Annotated in this window: 13 protein-coding genes and 1 pseudogene; 7 read left to right on the top strand and 7 right to left on the bottom strand. The window is 68.6% G+C overall.

The features are described 5' to 3' along the window. The first annotated feature begins 138 nt into the window (after positions 1-138). Both SBI80_RS21990 and SBI80_RS21995 read left to right on the top strand, forming a co-directional pair. Entirely contained in the window at positions 139-1,182 is a 1,044-nt protein-coding gene (locus tag SBI80_RS21990; protein WP_318976945.1) for a cupin domain-containing protein, read from the top strand. Between the two features lie 52 nt (positions 1,183-1,234). Next, positions 1,235-2,074: an alpha/beta fold hydrolase gene (locus tag SBI80_RS21995; RefSeq protein ID WP_318976946.1), complete on the top strand. Its 840-nt coding sequence runs from the start codon at positions 1,235-1,237 to the stop codon at positions 2,072-2,074. 40 nt (positions 2,075-2,114) lie between these two features. On the opposite strand, the gene SBI80_RS22000 is transcribed toward SBI80_RS21995, so the two are convergent. Next, the gene (locus SBI80_RS22000; protein WP_318976947.1) at positions 2,115-3,455 is read right to left on the bottom strand and encodes a septum formation family protein; all 1,341 of its coding nucleotides are present in this window, start codon (positions 3,453-3,455) and stop codon (positions 2,115-2,117) included. 243 nt (positions 3,456-3,698) lie between these two features. On the opposite strand from SBI80_RS22000, the pseudogene SBI80_RS22005 reads away from it, so the two are divergent. The 5 genes and pseudogenes from SBI80_RS22005 to SBI80_RS22025 form a co-directional block, all read left to right on the top strand. Beyond that, positions 3,699-3,878 (top strand): annotated as a pseudogene (locus tag SBI80_RS22005) (hypothetical protein); the annotation flags it as partial. Positions 3,879-3,931: 53 nt separating this feature from the next. Then, positions 3,932-5,434, top strand: a complete 1,503-nt coding sequence (locus SBI80_RS22010) for an amino acid permease (protein WP_318976949.1) — start codon at positions 3,932-3,934, stop codon at positions 5,432-5,434. A gap of 67 nt (positions 5,435-5,501) precedes the next feature. Beyond that, positions 5,502-6,725 (top strand): alpha/beta hydrolase fold domain-containing protein, encoded by a 1,224-nt coding sequence (locus tag SBI80_RS22015; protein ID WP_318976950.1) that lies wholly within the window; start codon positions 5,502-5,504, stop codon positions 6,723-6,725. 4 nt (positions 6,726-6,729) lie between these two features. After that, positions 6,730-8,145, top strand: a complete 1,416-nt coding sequence (locus tag SBI80_RS22020; protein ID WP_318976951.1) for a WS/DGAT/MGAT family O-acyltransferase — start codon at positions 6,730-6,732, stop codon at positions 8,143-8,145. A 141-nt stretch (positions 8,146-8,286) separates the two neighbouring features. Continuing rightward, positions 8,287-9,720 (top strand): glycoside hydrolase family 183 protein, encoded by a 1,434-nt coding sequence (locus tag SBI80_RS22025; protein WP_413232774.1) that lies wholly within the window; start codon positions 8,287-8,289, stop codon positions 9,718-9,720. On the opposite strand, the gene SBI80_RS22030 is transcribed toward SBI80_RS22025, so the two are convergent. The 6 genes from SBI80_RS22030 to SBI80_RS22055 form a co-directional block, all read right to left on the bottom strand. Continuing rightward, positions 9,717-10,955 carry an alpha/beta hydrolase fold domain-containing protein gene (locus SBI80_RS22030; protein ID WP_318976952.1) on the bottom strand — a complete coding sequence of 413 codons (1,239 nt, stop codon included), beginning with the start codon at positions 10,953-10,955 and terminating at the stop codon, positions 9,717-9,719. The two genes, SBI80_RS22025 and SBI80_RS22030, sit on opposite strands and share 4 nt — an antisense overlap. Next, positions 10,933-12,588, bottom strand: coding sequence for an acyl-CoA ligase FadD12 (fadD12, locus tag SBI80_RS22035; protein ID WP_318976953.1), 1,656 nt, complete (start codon positions 12,586-12,588; stop codon positions 10,933-10,935). Before fadD12 ends, SBI80_RS22030 begins: the two co-directional genes overlap by 23 nt. Before the next feature lie 4 nt (positions 12,589-12,592). Continuing rightward, complete coding sequence (locus SBI80_RS22040; protein WP_413232775.1) at positions 12,593-13,414, bottom strand: 1-acyl-sn-glycerol-3-phosphate acyltransferase; 822 nt, start codon at positions 13,412-13,414, stop codon at positions 12,593-12,595. 83 nt (positions 13,415-13,497) lie between these two features. Further along, complete coding sequence (locus SBI80_RS22045) at positions 13,498-13,989, bottom strand: hypothetical protein (protein ID WP_318976954.1); 492 nt, start codon at positions 13,987-13,989, stop codon at positions 13,498-13,500. Between the two features lie 72 nt (positions 13,990-14,061). Then, positions 14,062-15,078, bottom strand: coding sequence for an acyl-CoA dehydrogenase family protein (locus tag SBI80_RS22050; protein ID WP_318976955.1), 1,017 nt, complete (start codon positions 15,076-15,078; stop codon positions 14,062-14,064). Further along, the gene (locus tag SBI80_RS22055) at positions 15,075-16,241 is read right to left on the bottom strand and encodes an acyl-CoA dehydrogenase family protein (protein ID WP_318976956.1); all 1,167 of its coding nucleotides are present in this window, start codon (positions 16,239-16,241) and stop codon (positions 15,075-15,077) included. The genes SBI80_RS22050 and SBI80_RS22055 overlap by 4 nt, the downstream gene beginning before the upstream one ends. Positions 16,242-16,267 lie beyond the last annotated feature (26 nt).

The raw sequence follows: 16,267 nt of genomic DNA on the forward strand, positions 1-16,267 counted from the left end.
CCGGAAACGGGATCATGCCGCCACCCGGCAGGTGTGATGGTGGTCAGCCGCGACGACGGCGGCGATGAAATCGACGAGAGTTCTCCTCGTACCCGCAGTAGCGTCGGGTCAGCGGGCCACACTCGAGGAGGCATCATCATGACCACGTCCATCAGTCCCAGCAGCCACACCACCTCCCTGCTGGACGGCGAGATCGTCGAGGAGAGCGAACTGGGCTCGATGCGCCGCGTCACGGCCGACAACCTGCCGATCCTGAGGAACCTGTCGATCAAGCGCGTGCTGCTCAACCCCGGCGCGATGCGCACGCCGCACTGGCACGCCAACGCCAACGAACTCACCTACTGCATCTCCGGCACCGCGCTGGTCTCGGTGCTCGACGACCACAGCCGGTTCTCCAGCTTCATCATCACCGCCGGGCAGATGTTCCACGTCGACTCGGGGTCGTTGCACCACATCGAGAACATCGGCACCGACGTCGCCGAGTTCATCATCGCGTTCCGCCACGAACGCCCCGAGGACTTCGGCTTCGGAGCCACCCTCGGTGCGTTCAGCGACGCCGTGCTGGGCAACACCTACGACCTGCCGTCGGCCGACATGGCCAAGATCCGCCGAACCACCGTCGACCACAAGCTCGCCGCCCGCGTTGGGAACCCGGAGATTCCCGCGTCGGCCCGATTCGGCGACCCGCACAAGTACGACGTCGAAGCGCAGCCGCCCAGCCTGAACTACGTCAGCGGGCAGGCCCGGTTCGCCCGCGATCAGTATTGGCCTGCGCTGAAGGACATGTCGATGTACTCCCTGCGCGTCACCGAAGACGGGATGCGCGAGCCGCACTGGCATCCGGTGACCGGCGAGATGGGCTACGTGCACTACGGCGACGCCCGCATGACGATCATGAATCCCGATGGCACGCTCGACACGTGGAAGCTGACGACCGGTGACGTGTACTTCATCCCACGGGCCTACCCGCACCACATCGAGAACCTCGGCACCGAGGACTGGCACTTCCTGATCTTCTTCGACCAGCCGTTCCCCGCCGACATCGGCTACCGTGCATCGGCCAGCGCATACAGCCGCGAGGTCTTGGCCGCCGCATTCGACACCCACATCGAGGACTTGCCGACGTTCCCCTTCACTCCGGCCGACCCGCTGGTCGTCAGCCGTCTCAACCCCGTCGACTGACTCCTTCTCCGCGCCCACGTCAACGCATTGCAGACCGCCGAAAGGTTCACCCATGGCCACCATCACCACCTCCGACGACACCGAGATCTTCTACAAGGACTGGGGCACCGGACAGCCCATCGTGTTCAGCCACGGCTGGCCGCTGTCGTCGGACGACTGGGACAACCAGATGCTGTTCTTCCTGGCCAAGGGCTACCGCGTGATCGCCCATGACCGTCGTGGACACGGACGGTCCACCCAGACCCCGGGTGGACACGACCTGGACCACTACGCAGACGACCTCGCCGCCCTCGTCGAACACCTCGATCTGCACGACGCCATCCACGTCGGTCACTCCACCGGCGGTGGCGAGGTGGTGCGCTACCTGGCCCGCCACGGGGAGGCGCGCGCAGCCAAGGCCGTGCTGATCAGCGCGGTGCCCCCGTTGATGGTGCAGACCGAGGCGAACCCGGAGGGCTTGCCCAAGAGCGTGTTCGACGATCTGCAGGCGCAGCTGGCGGCCAACCGGTCGGAGTTCTACCGGGCGCTGCCGTCGGGGCCGTTCTACAACTTCGACAACCAGGGGCGGGAGATCTCCGAAGCGTTCGAGGCGGCGGTCATCGAGAACTGGTGGCGCCAGGGAATGATGGGTGACGCCCTGTCGCACTACGACGGCATCGTGGCGTTCTCGCAGACCGACTTCACCGAGGACCTGAAGAAGATCACCGTTCCCACCCTGGTGATGCACAGCACCGACGACCAGATCGTGCCTTACGTGGCCTCCGGCCCGAAGTCGGCAGAGCTGCTGCGCAACGGAACGCTCAAGACCTACGGGGACGGCTTTCCGCACGGCATGCCAACCACGCACGCCGACGTCATCAATGCCGACCTGCTGGCGTTCCTGACGGCGTGATCTCGACGGCCTGGTGCGCCAATGCCTTTCGACGCTGAACCTAGCCCGCCGGGGCCGGCTCAGCCGGGGCGAACCCCGGCAGGGTGATCGCAGGCAGACCGGGGATCTCGAGGACCCCTGGCTGGGGTCCGCTGGTGGTCTCGCTCGGCGGCGTTGCGGGCCCCGGGGCGGGACCGAGTGGGGGCGGCGGCCCCGGGGACGCCGTGGTGCTCGCCGGCGCACTGGTCTCGGTGGGCACGGCGGTGGCAGTCGTCGTCGTCGGGGGCGCTGAAGGCGTGGCGGACGGTGCCGGCGTGGGTGAGGGCACGCTCGACAGCGGCCCGACCGGGATCAGGGGCTCCTCGTACACCGGCGGCGGCGGGGGCTCGGACGACGGACTCGGCGGTGGCGGTGCGGCCGGTGGCGGGACGTCGGCCAGCGACTGCGTCCGGACGGTACCGGTCATGGGGGTCCAGCCCGCCTCGGCCGGTCTGCCGACGTTGCAGGAGACCTGTCGGCTTCCCGCCGCCCAGCTCGCCGGCGCCACCGTGTCGTATGCCAGCGTCAGACCGGACCTGGCCAGTGAGGCGGGCGCGAGGTAACCGTCCGCTGCCCGGGTGCATGCCTCGCCGAGGAACGCGCGCTGTTCGCCGTCGGACGGCACCCCGGAGGTAAACCGCTCGGCGAGACCGACCGACCCCGTCACCTCGAGGGCGTGTGGCGCGGAGCAATCGACGGGAATGTCGGTGCTGCGGTTGGACGAGTCGATGCCTAGGCACGTCCCCGACGGCCAGACCTTGGACTGATCCAGGTCGACGATGCGCCCCTTGAACGGAATGGGCTTACCGCCGGGGCCTAGCAACTGCAGGCCGCACAGTAGATTTCGGCCGCCGGCATTGGTGCCGTCGGTGTCGCCTGCCCACAGCACGCTGATGGTGAACCGACTGTTGGGGTCGTAGTGGGTGCCGAGGTACTCGCGCACGGCGAGTTGGCACGGCTCCCCGAAGCTGTTCATGCCGACGGGTTTGGCGACTTCGAACATGTGGTCCGAACGGCACTGGACGAACGACGGCTTGTCGGGAGCGTCGGGCGGCCACCCGAGGCACGTTCCGGTGCCTGCGTTGCCGAACACGATGCTTGCCCGGCTGCCGGTCTCGGCGGGCGGCCGGGTCTCCGGGGTGGAGGTGGAGAGCTGAATGACCGCGCCGACGAGCAGCACGATCATCACCAGGGTCAGGACACCCCGGCGGTGGGCCCTGGCGGCCAGGCGCTTGGCGTCACCGTCGGCATTCGCCTCGTCGTCCCGGAGCGCGGCGAGCACCGACGCCAGGTCCGAGCCGCGCCTGGTGGAATCCGGCGTGTCGGAGAGCGCGGGCATGCGCGACGTGTGGGGATCGGTCACGTCGTGACGTCCCCGCGTCGTGTCGGCAACTGCTCGCGAGCCACGGAAAGAGAGCTTGGCACAGCCGTACGGTCCATGCCACGTCTGCGGCCGTACCGTGACCAGCCGCGATGCCGTTTCGTGTCTCGTTTACCTGTGAGTCGACCAGAATCCTGAATGTCTGCCGAGAACCGGGTATGTACTGGTTCCGGAGTGAGCCCCCATACGGCGGCTTCAGCCCATCGACCGTGCGAGGTAGGTGCCATGGCGCGAGTAGACCTGACCGCGAAGATTCCCCTGATCGGGATGTCGATGGTGTTCCTGGCCATGGGCATCGTCGCGGTCACCGCCTACCTGCACGCCGGCTGGTGGTCGATCCTGGGGTATGCGATCGCAGCGATCATCGCGGTCTTCGGCTTCGCATTCACCTTTCGCGACATCAACGACACCTCCAAACCGCCGCCCGTGGTCGGGTCGCCCTCCGATGGTGGTACCCGATGACCGCCGACCCGAAGCAGGGGGCCCAGAAACGGGGGGACTACGACAACTCGGCCTTGACCACCGAGGACGCGGGTTATGAGAAGGGGCTCAAGCCGCGCCAGCTGCAGATGATCGCGATCGGTGGGGCGATCGGCACCGGGCTCTTCCTCGGCGCGGGTGGCCGGCTCGCCAGCGCGGGCCCGGCGCTGTTCCTGGTGTACGCCTTCTGTGGTGTCTTCGTCTTCCTCATCCTGCGGGCCCTCGGTGAACTGGTGCTGCATCGGCCGTCGTCGGGGTCGTTCGTCTCCTATGCCCGCGAATTCCTCGGTGAGAAGGCCGCTTTCGTCGCCGGGTGGATGTACTTCCTGAACTGGGCAATGACCGCGATCGTGGATTCGACGGCGATCGCCACCTACTTCCACTTCTGGAAGGCGTTCGCACCGATTCCGCAGTGGCTCATTGCCCTGATCGCGCTGGCGATCGTGCTCGGCATGAACATGATCTCGGTCAAGGTCTTCGGTGAACTCGAATTCTGGGCGGCCCTGATCAAGGTCGTCGCGCTGGTGACCTTCCTGGTCGCCGGCACGATCTTCCTGGCCGGCCGCTACCAAATCCAGGGGCAGCCGACCGGCTTCAGCGTGATCGCCGACCACGGCGGCCTGTTCCCGACCGGGCTCTTCCCGGTGGTCATCGTGACCTCTGGCGTGGTGTTCGCCTACGCCGCAGTCGAACTCGTCGGCACCGCGGCCGGGGAGACCGCCAACCCGGCCAAGATCATGCCGCGCGCCATCAACTCCGTCATCGCCCGCATCGCGCTGTTCTACGTGGGTTCGGTGTTCCTGCTGGGCCTGTTGCTGCCGTACACGGCGTACAAGTCCGGCGAGAGCCCATTCGTCACCTTCTTCTCCAAGATCGGCGTCGACGGCGCGGGCACGATCATGAACATCGTGGTGTTGACGGCGGCGTTCTCCAGCCTCAACGCCGGGCTCTACTCGACCGGCCGCATCCTGCGGTCGATGGCGATGAACGGCAGTGCGCCGAAGTTCACCTCGCTGATGAACAAGCGCGGCGTGCCCTACGGCGGCATCTGCCTGACGGCGGTGATCGGGCTGTTCGGCGTGCTGCTCAACGGCATCGTGCCCGCCGAGGCGTTCGAGATCGTGCTCAACGTCGCCGCCCTGGGCATCATCGCGTCCTGGGGCACGATCGTGATCTGCCAGATCCAGCTCTACCGGTGGTCCAAGAAGGGCATCCTGGAACGGCCGTCGTTCCGGTTGTGGGGCACCCCCTGGACGGGCTACCTGACACTGGCCTTCCTGCTCGGCGTGCTGGTGCTGATGGCGATGGACCCGCCGATCGGCACCTGGACCGTGGCCTCGCTGGTGGTCATCATCCCGGCGCTGGTGATCGGATGGTTCGCGGTGCGGTCGCGCGTGCTGGCCGTCGCCCAGGAGCGCGAGGGTTACACCGGGCAGTTCCCGGTGGTCGCGAACCGGCCGCCGCCAGGCAGCCAGGAGTGACCGACCGGCGGTAGACAACTTTCCGTAGTTGTCGTGTAGCTCGGAGCAACCGGGGTAATCTCACGAAATGACGGCTCGACCGGACACCCGGTACCCCGGCCCCACCCTCACCACGCGGGCACGTTGGGTGCTGGACGCAGGTCCGGCCGACTATCTGCTCGCGATGAGCGTTGCGGCGGCGTCCCTGCCGGTCATCGGACGGCACCTCGAACCGCTCGGGGGCGTCACGGCCATGAGCGTCTGGGGTGCGCGGCATGCGCCGGACTTCGTCGGGGCCGCCGTCAAGTCGTGGTTCACCCCTGGCATCGGCAAGATCAAGAAGGAACAGCGCGACGCCACCAGCGCCGTCACCGAGGCCGCGTTGCGCGGCGTCGTACCCGCCGAGGATCTCGACATCACCTGGCCGGCGCCCGAGCGCACCCCTCCGGTGTGGAAGGCCCTCGAGCACCGACGCAAGGTCTACCGGTCCTCGGTTCGCTACGGCGACAGTCCGTCCCAGCTGCTGGACGTGTGGCGCTTGGAGGAGCTGCCAAGCCAGCCGGCACCGGTGATGATCTTCCTGCCCGGTGGGGCATGGGTACACGGTGGCCGCATCCTGCAGGGGTATGCGCTGATGTCGCACCTGGCCGAGATGGGCTGGGTCTGCCTGTCCATCGACTACCGGGTGGCGCCGAATCATCCTTGGCCGCAGCACCTCACCGACGTCAAGACCGCCATCGCGTGGGCGCGCGCCAACGTCGACAAGTTTGGTGGTGACCGCAGCTTCGTCGCGGTGGCCGGCACGTCGGCAGGCGGTCACCTGGCTGCCCTGGCCGGCTTGACCCCGAACGATTCCGAGCTGCAGCGCGATCTGCCGGAGGGCTCCGATACCTCGGTCGACGCCGTGGTCGGCATCTACGGTCGCTACGACTGGGAGGACCGTTCGACCGTCGAGCGGGTCCGCTTCGTCGACTTCCTGGAACGGGTCGTGGTCAAGCGCAAGATCACCAGGCACCCGGAGATCTTTCGGAAGGCCTCGCCGATCGCCAGGACCCACGCTGCCGCCCCGCCATTCCTGGTGATCCACGGCAGTGGTGACACCGTCATCCCGGTTCAGCAGGCGCGCGACTTCGTGGAGAAGCTGCGTGGTGACTCGCGCAACGTCGTCGGCTACGTCGAATTGCCCGGTGCAGGACACGGATTCGACATGACCGACGGTGCGCGCACCGGGTCGATGGCCACCGCGATCGGCTTGTTCCTCAACGAGGTTCACCGAAACCAGACGACGGTCGGGGCAAGGGCGGTTATATAACCGCGTGAAGAGGCTCAGCGGGTGGGACGCGGTTCTGCTCTACAGCGAGACGCCGTCCGTGCACATGCACACGCTGAAGCTGGCGGTGATCGCCCTGGACGCCCTCGAGGGGCGGTCGTTCGGGGTCGAGGAGTTCCGCAGGGTCATCCACGGCAGGCTCTACAAGCTCGACCCGTTCCGCTACGAGCTCGTCGACATCCCGTTTCAGTTCCACCACCCGATGTGGCGGGAGAACTGCGAGGTCGACCTGGACTATCACATCCGGCCCTACCGGATCGACAGCCCGGGTGGGCGGCGCGAGCTCGACGACGCCGTGGGCCGGATCGCCAGCACACCGCTCGACCGCAGCAAGCCGCTGTGGGAGATGTACTTCATCGAGGGTTTGGCCGACGGCAAGATCGCGGTGCTCGGCAAGATCCACCACGCGCTCGCCGACGGCGTGGCATCGGCCAACCTGATGGCCCGCGGGATGGATCTGCAGGCAGGGCCCGACGATCGGGACTCCTATGCCACCGATCCAGCGCCTGGCAAGGCCGAGCTGGTGCGCACCGCCTTCGCCGACCACGTCCGGCAGATCGGCCGACTGCCGAGTGTGATGCGCTATACCGCAAAGGGATTGGGTCGCGTGCACAAGAGCTCGCGCAAGCTGGGCCCGGAGCTGACCCGTCCCTTCACCCCGCCGCCCACCTTCATGAACCACATGGTCGACGCGACCCGCAGGTTCGCCACGGCCACCCTCTCCCTCGCCGACGTCAAGGAGACCTGCAAGCGGCTAGAGGTGACGATCAACGACATGGTGCTGGCAATCTCCAGCGGTGCCCTGCGGCAACTCCTGCTGAAGTACGACGGGCAGGCCGACCATCCCCTGCTGGCCTCGGTGCCGGTGAGCTTCGACTTCTCCCGCGACCGCATCTCGGGAAACTACTTCACCGGCGTCATGATGACGTTGCCGGTCGAGCGGGAAGACCCTCTCGAGCGCGTCCGCGCCGTGCACGACGCCGCGGTCTCGGCCAAGGAGGCGCACCACCTGATGGGACCCGAGCTGGTGCCGCGGTGGTCGGCGTACTTCCCGCCCGCTCCGGCCCAGGCGATGTTCCGCTGGCTTGCCAGCAAGGACGGCCAGAACAAGGTGCTCAACCTCCCGATCTCCAACGTGCCGGGTCCGCGCGAGCACGGCAGGGTCGGTGGCGCGCTGGTCACCGAGATCTACTCGGTGGGTCCGCTCACCACCGGCAGCGGGTTGAACATCACCGTCTGGAGTTACGTCGACCAGCTCAACGTCTCGGTGCTCTCCGACGGCGCCACCCTCGAGGACGCACACGAACTGACCGCCGCGATGGTCCAGGCATTCATCGAAATTCGCCGGGCGGCAGGGCTTTCCGAGGAGCTGACCGTGGTCCAGGGTGCGATGGCGCCGTAGCCGTCAGGTCGCCGTTCGGTTGCGACACGGTCACGGGGCGATACCAAGAGGCCCTAGCCCGCGCCACTGCGTCTCACCAGTCACTATCGTCACATTGACCACAGTCGACGTCGTTGCGACGTCCTCCTCGGAAGGTGTGACATGTCGCGGCGTCCTCGCAGTGCCTCGGTCTCGATGGCGCTGGCGGCGGCCGTCGGCCTCGGATTCGTCACCGGTGTCGCCGCGCCGGCAAACGCCGAACCATGCCAGGGTGCCGCCGCGACCGCCCAGCCGCTAGCCACGCAGGCCTTCCAGATCCCGAGTCCCTCGGGCATCTCGCCGTTCAACCGTCCGACGGGACACCGGCCCGCCGGGGCCAACGACGCGGCGCCGCTTCCCAAACTGGGGTTGTTGCCAGCCCTGATCAAGGCACTGACCCCGCCACCGCAGTCGGCGCCGGTGCAGCAGCAGGCCGCGGTCGTGCCGGCACCGCGTCCCGGGGGCGCCGCCAACGAGGTGACGACGCCCGCCCCCGCCGCCGCCCCGCAACCCGCACCCGCGGCGGTGCCGATCCCGGCGGCGCCGGCGGGAACCTCGATCGTCGGGTGGGTCACCGGACCGGACAGCCCGAATGCCACCATTCAGCGCTTCGCCATCACCGGAACCGATCTCGGAATCATGTGGGACAACGGAGATCCCGCGAACAATCAGGTGTTGATGGCCTTCGGCGACACCAACGGCTACTGCGTCATCCCTGGCAAGCAGTGGCGGTACAACACGCTGTTCCGCAGCTCGGACCGGTCGCTGGCCAAGACCATCGAAGTGCCCAACGGCGTTCCGGGGAACAGTTATTCGGGTTCGCCGGTGTGGCGGCCAGGCATCTCCAAGCAGATCGTCAACACGATCGGCCAGGCGCCCGAGGAGACCGGCATCATCCCGACGGCGGGCGTCGCGGTCGGGGGCAAGCAGTTCCTCAACTTCATGTCGATCAAGAGCTGGGACAGCTACGGTGCCTGGTCGACGAACTTCTCGGCGATCGCGATGTCACCGGACAACGGCGAGACCTGGGGCGTCTACCCCGGCACCATTCGCACCCCGAGCGGCGGCAACGAGAACTTCCAGATGGGCGCGTTCCTCAAACCGGGACCCGGCGACCCGTACCTGTACACGTTCGGAACGCCCAACGGCCGCGGTGGCGCGGGATACGTGGCGCGGGTGTCACCCGGGCTGATCCCCGACCTGTCGAAGTACGAGTACTGGAACGGTGACAGCGGCACCTGGGTGCCGGGAAATCCGGCGGCGGCAACCCCGGTGATCCCCGGCCCGATGGGGGAGCTGTCGGCGCAGTACAACAGCTATCTCAAGCAGTACCTGGTGATGTACTGCAACGGCTCGACCAACGACGTGGTGCTGCGGACGGCGCCCGCGCCGCAGGGACCGTGGGGACCCGAGCAGGTGGTGGTGACCTCCGCGGAGATTCCGGGTGGGATCTACGCGCCCTTCCTGCACCCATGGTCGACGGGCAAGGAGCTGTACTACAACCTGTCGCTGTGGTCGGCGTACAACGTCATGCTGATGCACACCACGCTGGCCTAGCTGCGGCCCCGCACCCAGTCCAGGAAGTGTGCGACGGCCGTGGCCGTGAAGTGCCCGTGCGGTGAGCCGAAGAAGTCGAACGCGTGCTGGGCGTGCGGAATCTCGGAGTAGGCAACGGTATTGGTGGACACGGACTTCAGCGCGGCGACGAAGTCACGGCCCTCCCGCACGGGGATGATCGAGTCGTCGGCGCCGTGCAGCACGAAGAACGGCGGGGCATCCGAGCGCACCTTGGTGATCGGCGAGGCCTCGAGGTAGACGTCACGGTGCTCGGCGAAGCGCTTCTTGACGATGTAGCGCTGCAGTATCGCGATGAACTCGGGCCGGCCGGCACCCTTCCTGGTGAACCAGTCGTAGCGTCCGTAGATCGGCACGGCGGCGACCACCGAGGTGTCGGCGTCCTCGAAACCGGGTTGCCACTGCGGGTCGTTGGGCGTCAACGCCGCGAGTGCGGTGAGGTGTCCACCGGCCGAGCCACCGGTGATCGCCACGAAGTCGGGATCACCGCCGTACTCGGCGATGTTCTCCTTGACCCATGCCAGGGCTCGCTTGACGTCCACGATGTGGGCGGGCCAGGTGTGGCGGGGACTGACCCGGTAGGCCATCGATACGCAGATCCAGCCGCGCTCGGCGAGCTCGCTCATCAGCGGGTAGGCCTGGGGCCTGCGCATCCCGATCGCCCACGCCCCGCCAGGAACCTGCAGCAGCACCGGTGCGCGCCCGTCGCGGGGCAGGTCGGCCCGCCGCCACACGTCGGCCACGTTCTGCCGGTGCGGACCGTAGCGCACGACGCTGGTCTTCTGGACGTACTGTCGCCTGGCCCACGAGGTGCGCAGCACTCCGTGCGGCCGGCGCCGGCGCTCCTCGGCGATGACGGATTCGTAGTCCGCGCCGAGGGTCTCGCGCAGCGGGCCCTCGAAACTGTCCTGCGAGCGCGCGTTGCGGGCATAGACGTAGCCGAGCAACCCCCAGGCGGTGGCCGTCAGCGCCAGGGCGACCCGGCCGCGGCGTCCCGCGAAGTCACCGCGCAATCCGCGCCGGGCGGCGTCGAGCATCGACGCACCAACCACCACCGGGGTGGCCTCACCCGTCGGCCAGCCGAACGCGAACACCGGTAGGGTCACGTATCCCTCGCGGCCCAACGGGCGCACGGCGTTGGCGGCGTTGAGCACCTCGGCCGTCGCGCGAAGCAGCGGGAAATGCCTGCGTCCGCTACGGCTTCTCAGTGCGGTCACCATTCGTTTCGACGAGCTCTTCGAGGTCACGCCGGAGGATCTTGCCAGTGCTGCCGCGGGGCAGTTCGTCGAGCACCGTGATCGCCCTGGGCACCTTGTAGTTCGCCAGGTTCTCGCGGACGTGGTCGGCGAGTGCGTCCACGTCGGCGGAGGCGTCCGCGGCGAGCACGACGAATGCCACCAGGCGCTGGCCATACTGCTCGTCGGGCACGCCGAGCACGGCGGCCTCGGTGACGTCGGGATGGGCGGCCAACGTCTTCTCGACCTCGATCGGGTACACGTTCTCGCCGCCGGAGACGATCATCTCGTCGTCGCGGCCCACCACGAACAGCCGCCCAGCCGCGTCGAGGTAGCCCACGTCGCCGCTGGACATGTAGTCGTCGTGAAAGTCCTTGGTGGCACCGGAGGTATACCCGTCGAACTGGGTGGAGTTGCGCACGAAGATCGTGCCCACCTCACCGGTGGGCAGTTCGCGGCGCTCGGCGTCCAGGATGCGGATGTCGGTGCCCTCGGCGGGCCGGCCCGCCGTGTCGGGCGCGGCGCGCAGGTCGGCGGGCGTCGCGGTGGCGATCATGCCGGCCTCGGTGGCGTTGTAGTTGTTGTAGATCACGTCGCCGAAGCGATCCATGAACGCGGTCACGACGTCGGGGCGCATCCGGGAGCCAGAGGCCGCCGCGAAGCGCAACGACCGCCCGCTGTACCGCGCCAGCACCTCCTCCGGCAACGCCATGATGCGGTCGAACATGACGGGGACGACGCACAATCCGCTCGCGCGATACCGGTCGACGAGCTTGAGCGTGGCCTCCGGGTCGAACTTGCGCCTGGTGACGATCGTGCAGGCCATGGATGCGGCGAACGCCAATTGCGAGAAACCCCAGGCGTGGAACATCGGCGCGACCACGACGGTCACCTCCTCGGTGCGCCACGGCGTGCGGTCGAGGATGGCCTTGAGGGTCTGCGGGCCGCCGCCGGAGTGCTTGGCGCCCTTGGGTGTTCCCGTGGTGCCCGACGTCAGCAGGATGACCTTGGACTTCTCGCCGGCCCGCTGCGGGGACCGGCCGAAGTGCTCGCCGATCATCGTCTCGACGGTGGGCTCGGGTTCGCCCGTGTCGCTCCACGCGACGATGCGCGCGGCCGCGGGCTGACCAGTGAGAGCGCGGTCGACGGTGCGGGTGAACTCCTCGTCGTAGACGACGGCCAGCGACTTGCCCGCGCCCTCGCGCGCCACCACGTCGGCCAGAGCGGGCCCGGCGAAGGAGGTGTTGAGCAGCAGTACGTCGGCGCCGATGCGGTTGGCGGCGATCAGGCTCTCGACGAACCAGCGGTGGTTGCGGGCCATGATCGCGACGACGTCGGGCGCCCCGCCGGGCAGTGCTTGCAGGGCGGTGGCGAAGGCATCGGCGCGCTGGTCGAGGTCACGCCAGGTCAGCGTGCCAATCTCGTCGACCAGGCCGGGCCGGTCCGGGCAGCGCTGGGCCGAGCTCGCGAAACCCGATGTGATGCCCATGTTCTCGCGTGCCATTGCGGCCGCGATGCGCAGGTACTTGTCGGGTCGCAGCGGGGCGATGACACCGGCGCGCACCATCGTCGTCACCAGTCCGAGCGTGCCTGCCAGCTGGTCGTCGAGTCCCATCGAATCAGCCGAGCACGGGAAGTTTGCGCGCTCTTGACAATTCGTCGAGGGCACGTTGCATGACGTGACGGACGTGGGCGTCGACCTCGTCGACGTCCGGGTCCTCGCCGAACTCGGCGACGACGTCGATCGGTGGCAGTACGCGGGTGACGATCTTGGTGGGCAGCGGCACGTTGATGGGGAGGACGGCCGACAGCCCGAACGGAAACCCGAACGAGATGGGCAAGATCTTGACCCGCAGGAGCTTGTCGAGTCGAACCGCCTTGGCCAGCCACTCACCGCGGGACAGGAAGAGCTGGGCCTCCTGACCGCCGATGGACACCGCGGGCACGATGGGCACGCCGGCATTCAGCGCGGCCCTGACGTAGCCGGTGCGGCCGTCGAAGTCGATCTTGGCCTCGGACGTCGTCGGGCGGTATACGTCGTAGTCACCGCCGGGAAAGACGACCACCACACCGCCCGAGCGCAGGGCTTCGTCGGCGTTGTGGTGGTTGGCGGGGATGAAGCCGGTCTTGCGGAAGAAGTCCGCGGTCGGGCCTGCGAAGATGAGGTCGTGGCTCAGCGTGTAGACGGGCCGGTCGAAGCCGAACTCCTCGTAGAAGCCGGCGGCGAAGACCGGTACGTCCATGGCGAACAGCCCGCCCGAGTGGTTGCCGACGACGAGTGCACCACCGGCTGGGAAGTCCTCGAGCCCGTGCACCTCGGCGCGGTGGTAGCCCTTGACGAGCGGCCGCAGCCACCCCATCACCCGTTCGGTCAGGACCGGGTCCCACTTGGTGACGGCACTGGGTTGGACCTCGGCCGGATCGACGTCGTTGGCGTTCACGGGTGCCCCCTGAGACGAATTGGAACGTGTTCCAGTTTCAGGGTACTAGCCGCGACGGCGGTGGTGAAATCCGGCGATCGCCCCTAGATGGCGGCGATGAACTCCGTGGAGTAGAACTCTGCCGGCGTCTGCGACGAGCCGGACGGCCGTTCGACGACCACCCAGGCGCCGGTGGCCCCCCTGGCTACGGGCCCCTGAACGGTCGTGGAGCCAACGCCGACGGCGTTGGTCTGCAGCCCGCCGGTGAGCACTCCTGCGGCGCCGGTCGCGCATCCGCTGGACGGGCGCGGCGTCTGGATCACCCGCACGTCGTAGAAGGTGTTGGGCAGTGCGGTGTCGATGTCGACGGTCGCCACCACCGAACCGGCTCCGTCGGTGCCGACGCGCGCGACCGGGCGCGCGTCGCCGACGGCGGGCACCCATCGGAGGTCCGTGAAGTCACACGCACGCCACTGGCTGGACATGGGCATTGGCGTGCTCATCGACGCCGGTGCCGCGGTCGCGTCGGGGGCGGCCGACAGGCCGAGCGCGGTTGCGATCATGGCGACCACTGCCACCCGCGTCAATTTAGTCATGTGTGCAATAGTCCACTAGACCGCGCGGATTGCGCAGTGTCGTAGGTCACACCTATCTCGTGACGTTGGTCGTCAGGTGAGCCGGCTCCCCACCACCAGACTCCAGGCGTCCCTTGAGGTCAGGGCCATCCGGCCCAGGCGCGTGGCGTGCCATCCCGTCGTGCCGAACTCGTCGGCCCAGCTGCGGGCCCGCATGGTGGCCAGCCACAGCGGGTGCTCCGCGGTGACGCCGATGGCGCCGTGCAGCTGATGCGCGATCGTCGTCACCGGGCCGACGGCACGACCCACCGCGACCTTGGCGGCCGTCACCGCGTAGTCGGTCCTGGCGCTGTCGAAACCGTGGTCGTCGGCCGCGGCGATCGCCAGCGCCGTCGCGGCCCGGCTCCGCTCGACCTCGCCGACCAGTGCGGCCAGTGCATGCGCCACGGCCTGGAACCCGTCCAGCGGCCGGCCGAACTGCGTGCGCTCCCTGGTGTGCGCGATCGTCAGGGCCACTGCGGCGTCGAAGGCGCCGACGATCTGCACGCAGCGCGCCCACGCGCCGCGGCGCACCAACTCGTCACCGATGCTGCGCGGCATGCGCACGGTGTCGCGCGTCGACACGTCGAACGTGACGTCACCGCGCGGCTGCCCGGCCAGGTCCCAGGTGGTCGCCGTGCCAGCGTCCAGCATGGCGACGAAGGTGGCCTCCACCGAACGGACCGCGAGGACGACGGGACCGACGGCGGGCCATGGGACGTCGACGGCGGTGCCCGAGAGTCGCTCATTGCGCGGTTGCGCCTCGGCGATGGCCACGGTGAGTGGGCCATCGGCCGGGATGGGCAGCCCCGCGCTGTGTGCCAACCACGTTGCAAGCAAGTCGGTTTCGGCGACCGGCACGGCCGCGGCGTGGCGCGCCAGCCCGCCGAGCACCACTGCGGAGTCGGCCGGGTCGGCATCCTGCTCGCTGACGAGCCGCGTCAGCCCAGAGGTCTCCAGTACGCGCCACAGGTCGGCGTCGAAGGGTTCGGGTAGCGCGTGGCGGCCCACGCGCGCGTCGAAGGAACGGCGACCGATCTCGTCGACCAGCTGGCGCAGTTCCTCGCTCACGTCCCCGTCCTCGCCGCTCGGGCCACCAGGCCGCGCAGCACCTCATTGGTGCCACCGCGCAGCGTGAACAGTGGGGAGTGGACCCGTGACGTGGCCAGCATGGCGCGCAGGGCGGCGGCATCGGGTCCGTGCACCGAGTCGATGAGGTCGGCGGCCACCTCGACGGAGTCCTGCTCGAAGCGCGTCCCGAGATCCTTGACGAGTGCGGCCCTGGCGTTGGCGTCCAATCCGGCGGTCAGCGCCCGCGCCACCGACACCGACAGCTGGCGCAGCGCCACCATCCGGGCGATCAGGTCCCCGACGGCGGCAGCGGTGCGGTCGTCGACGTCGCGGCCACCCAGCGCGGCGATGACGCCGAACAGCAGCGTGGCCGTGGACAGGAAGCGTTCGGGCCCGCTGCGCTCGAAGCCCAGCTCCGAAGTGACCTGATGCCAGCCGGAGCCCACCTCGCCGAGTAGGTCGCCGTCGGCGAGCCGGACACCGTCGAACAGCACCTCGTTGAAGTGGTGCTCGCCGTTCATCAGGACGATCGGGCTGATGGTGATGCCGGGCAGATCGGTCGGCACGATGAACTGGCTGAACCCGGCGTGCCGGTGCTCGGGGTCCAGCGGGCTGGTGCGGGCCAGCACGACGATCTGGTGGGCGAGATGCGCGCCGCTGGTCCACACCTTGGTGCCATCGAGGCGCCAGCCGTCGTCGATGCGGGTAGCCCTGGTCTGAACCGCGGCGAGATCCGAGCCGGCGCCGTGCTCACTCATGCCGATCGCGGAGTAGAGCCGCCCCGCGGCGATCTTCGGCAGCAACCGGCGGCGCTGCTCCTCGGTGCCATGGGCCAGCAGCCCGGGGGCCACCTGCCGGTCGGCGATCCAGTGCGCCCCCACCGGGGCGCCGTGGGTCAGCAGCTCCTCGGTGACGACGTATCGGTGCAGATAGCCGGTGCCGTCGGCGGGCGCCCGGCCGCCGTACTCGGCGGGGATGGTCAGGCCGATGAAGCCGGCCTCGGCCAGTCGAATGCTGAAGTCGGGGTTCCAGCTGGACAGCCAGCAGTCCACGGCGGGCGTCCACCCGAACGCGGCACGATCGGCCGCCAGGAAGGCCCGGACCGCCGTCCGGAGCCCGGCCAGACCGCCGTCGTTGGCGCACAACGCGTCGAATTCGCTCACTGCGCACGGAGTCTAATGCGGCGGGC

This window comes from Mycolicibacterium sichuanense (assembly GCF_033741125.1).
GTDB lineage: Bacteria > Actinomycetota > Actinomycetes > Mycobacteriales > Mycobacteriaceae > Mycobacterium.

Bases quoted from the DNA above. Each gene is read 5' to 3' on its own strand.
- SBI80_RS21990 (WP_318976945.1), top strand. From the start codon at position 139: ATGACCACGTCCATCAGTCCCAGCAGCCACACCACCTCCCTGCTGGAC.
- SBI80_RS21995 (WP_318976946.1), top strand. From the start codon at position 1,235: ATGGCCACCATCACCACCTCCGACGACACCGAGATCTTCTACAAGGAC.
- SBI80_RS22010 (WP_318976949.1), top strand. From the start codon at position 3,932: ATGACCGCCGACCCGAAGCAGGGGGCCCAGAAACGGGGGGACTACGAC.
- SBI80_RS22015 (WP_318976950.1), top strand. From the start codon at position 5,502: ATGACGGCTCGACCGGACACCCGGTACCCCGGCCCCACCCTCACCACG.
- SBI80_RS22025 (WP_413232774.1), top strand. From the start codon at position 8,287: ATGTCGCGGCGTCCTCGCAGTGCCTCGGTCTCGATGGCGCTGGCGGCG.
- fadD12 (WP_318976953.1), bottom strand. From the start codon at position 12,588: ATGGGACTCGACGACCAGCTGGCAGGCACGCTCGGACTGGTGACGACG.
- SBI80_RS22045 (WP_318976954.1), bottom strand. From the start codon at position 13,989: ATGACTAAATTGACGCGGGTGGCAGTGGTCGCCATGATCGCAACCGCG.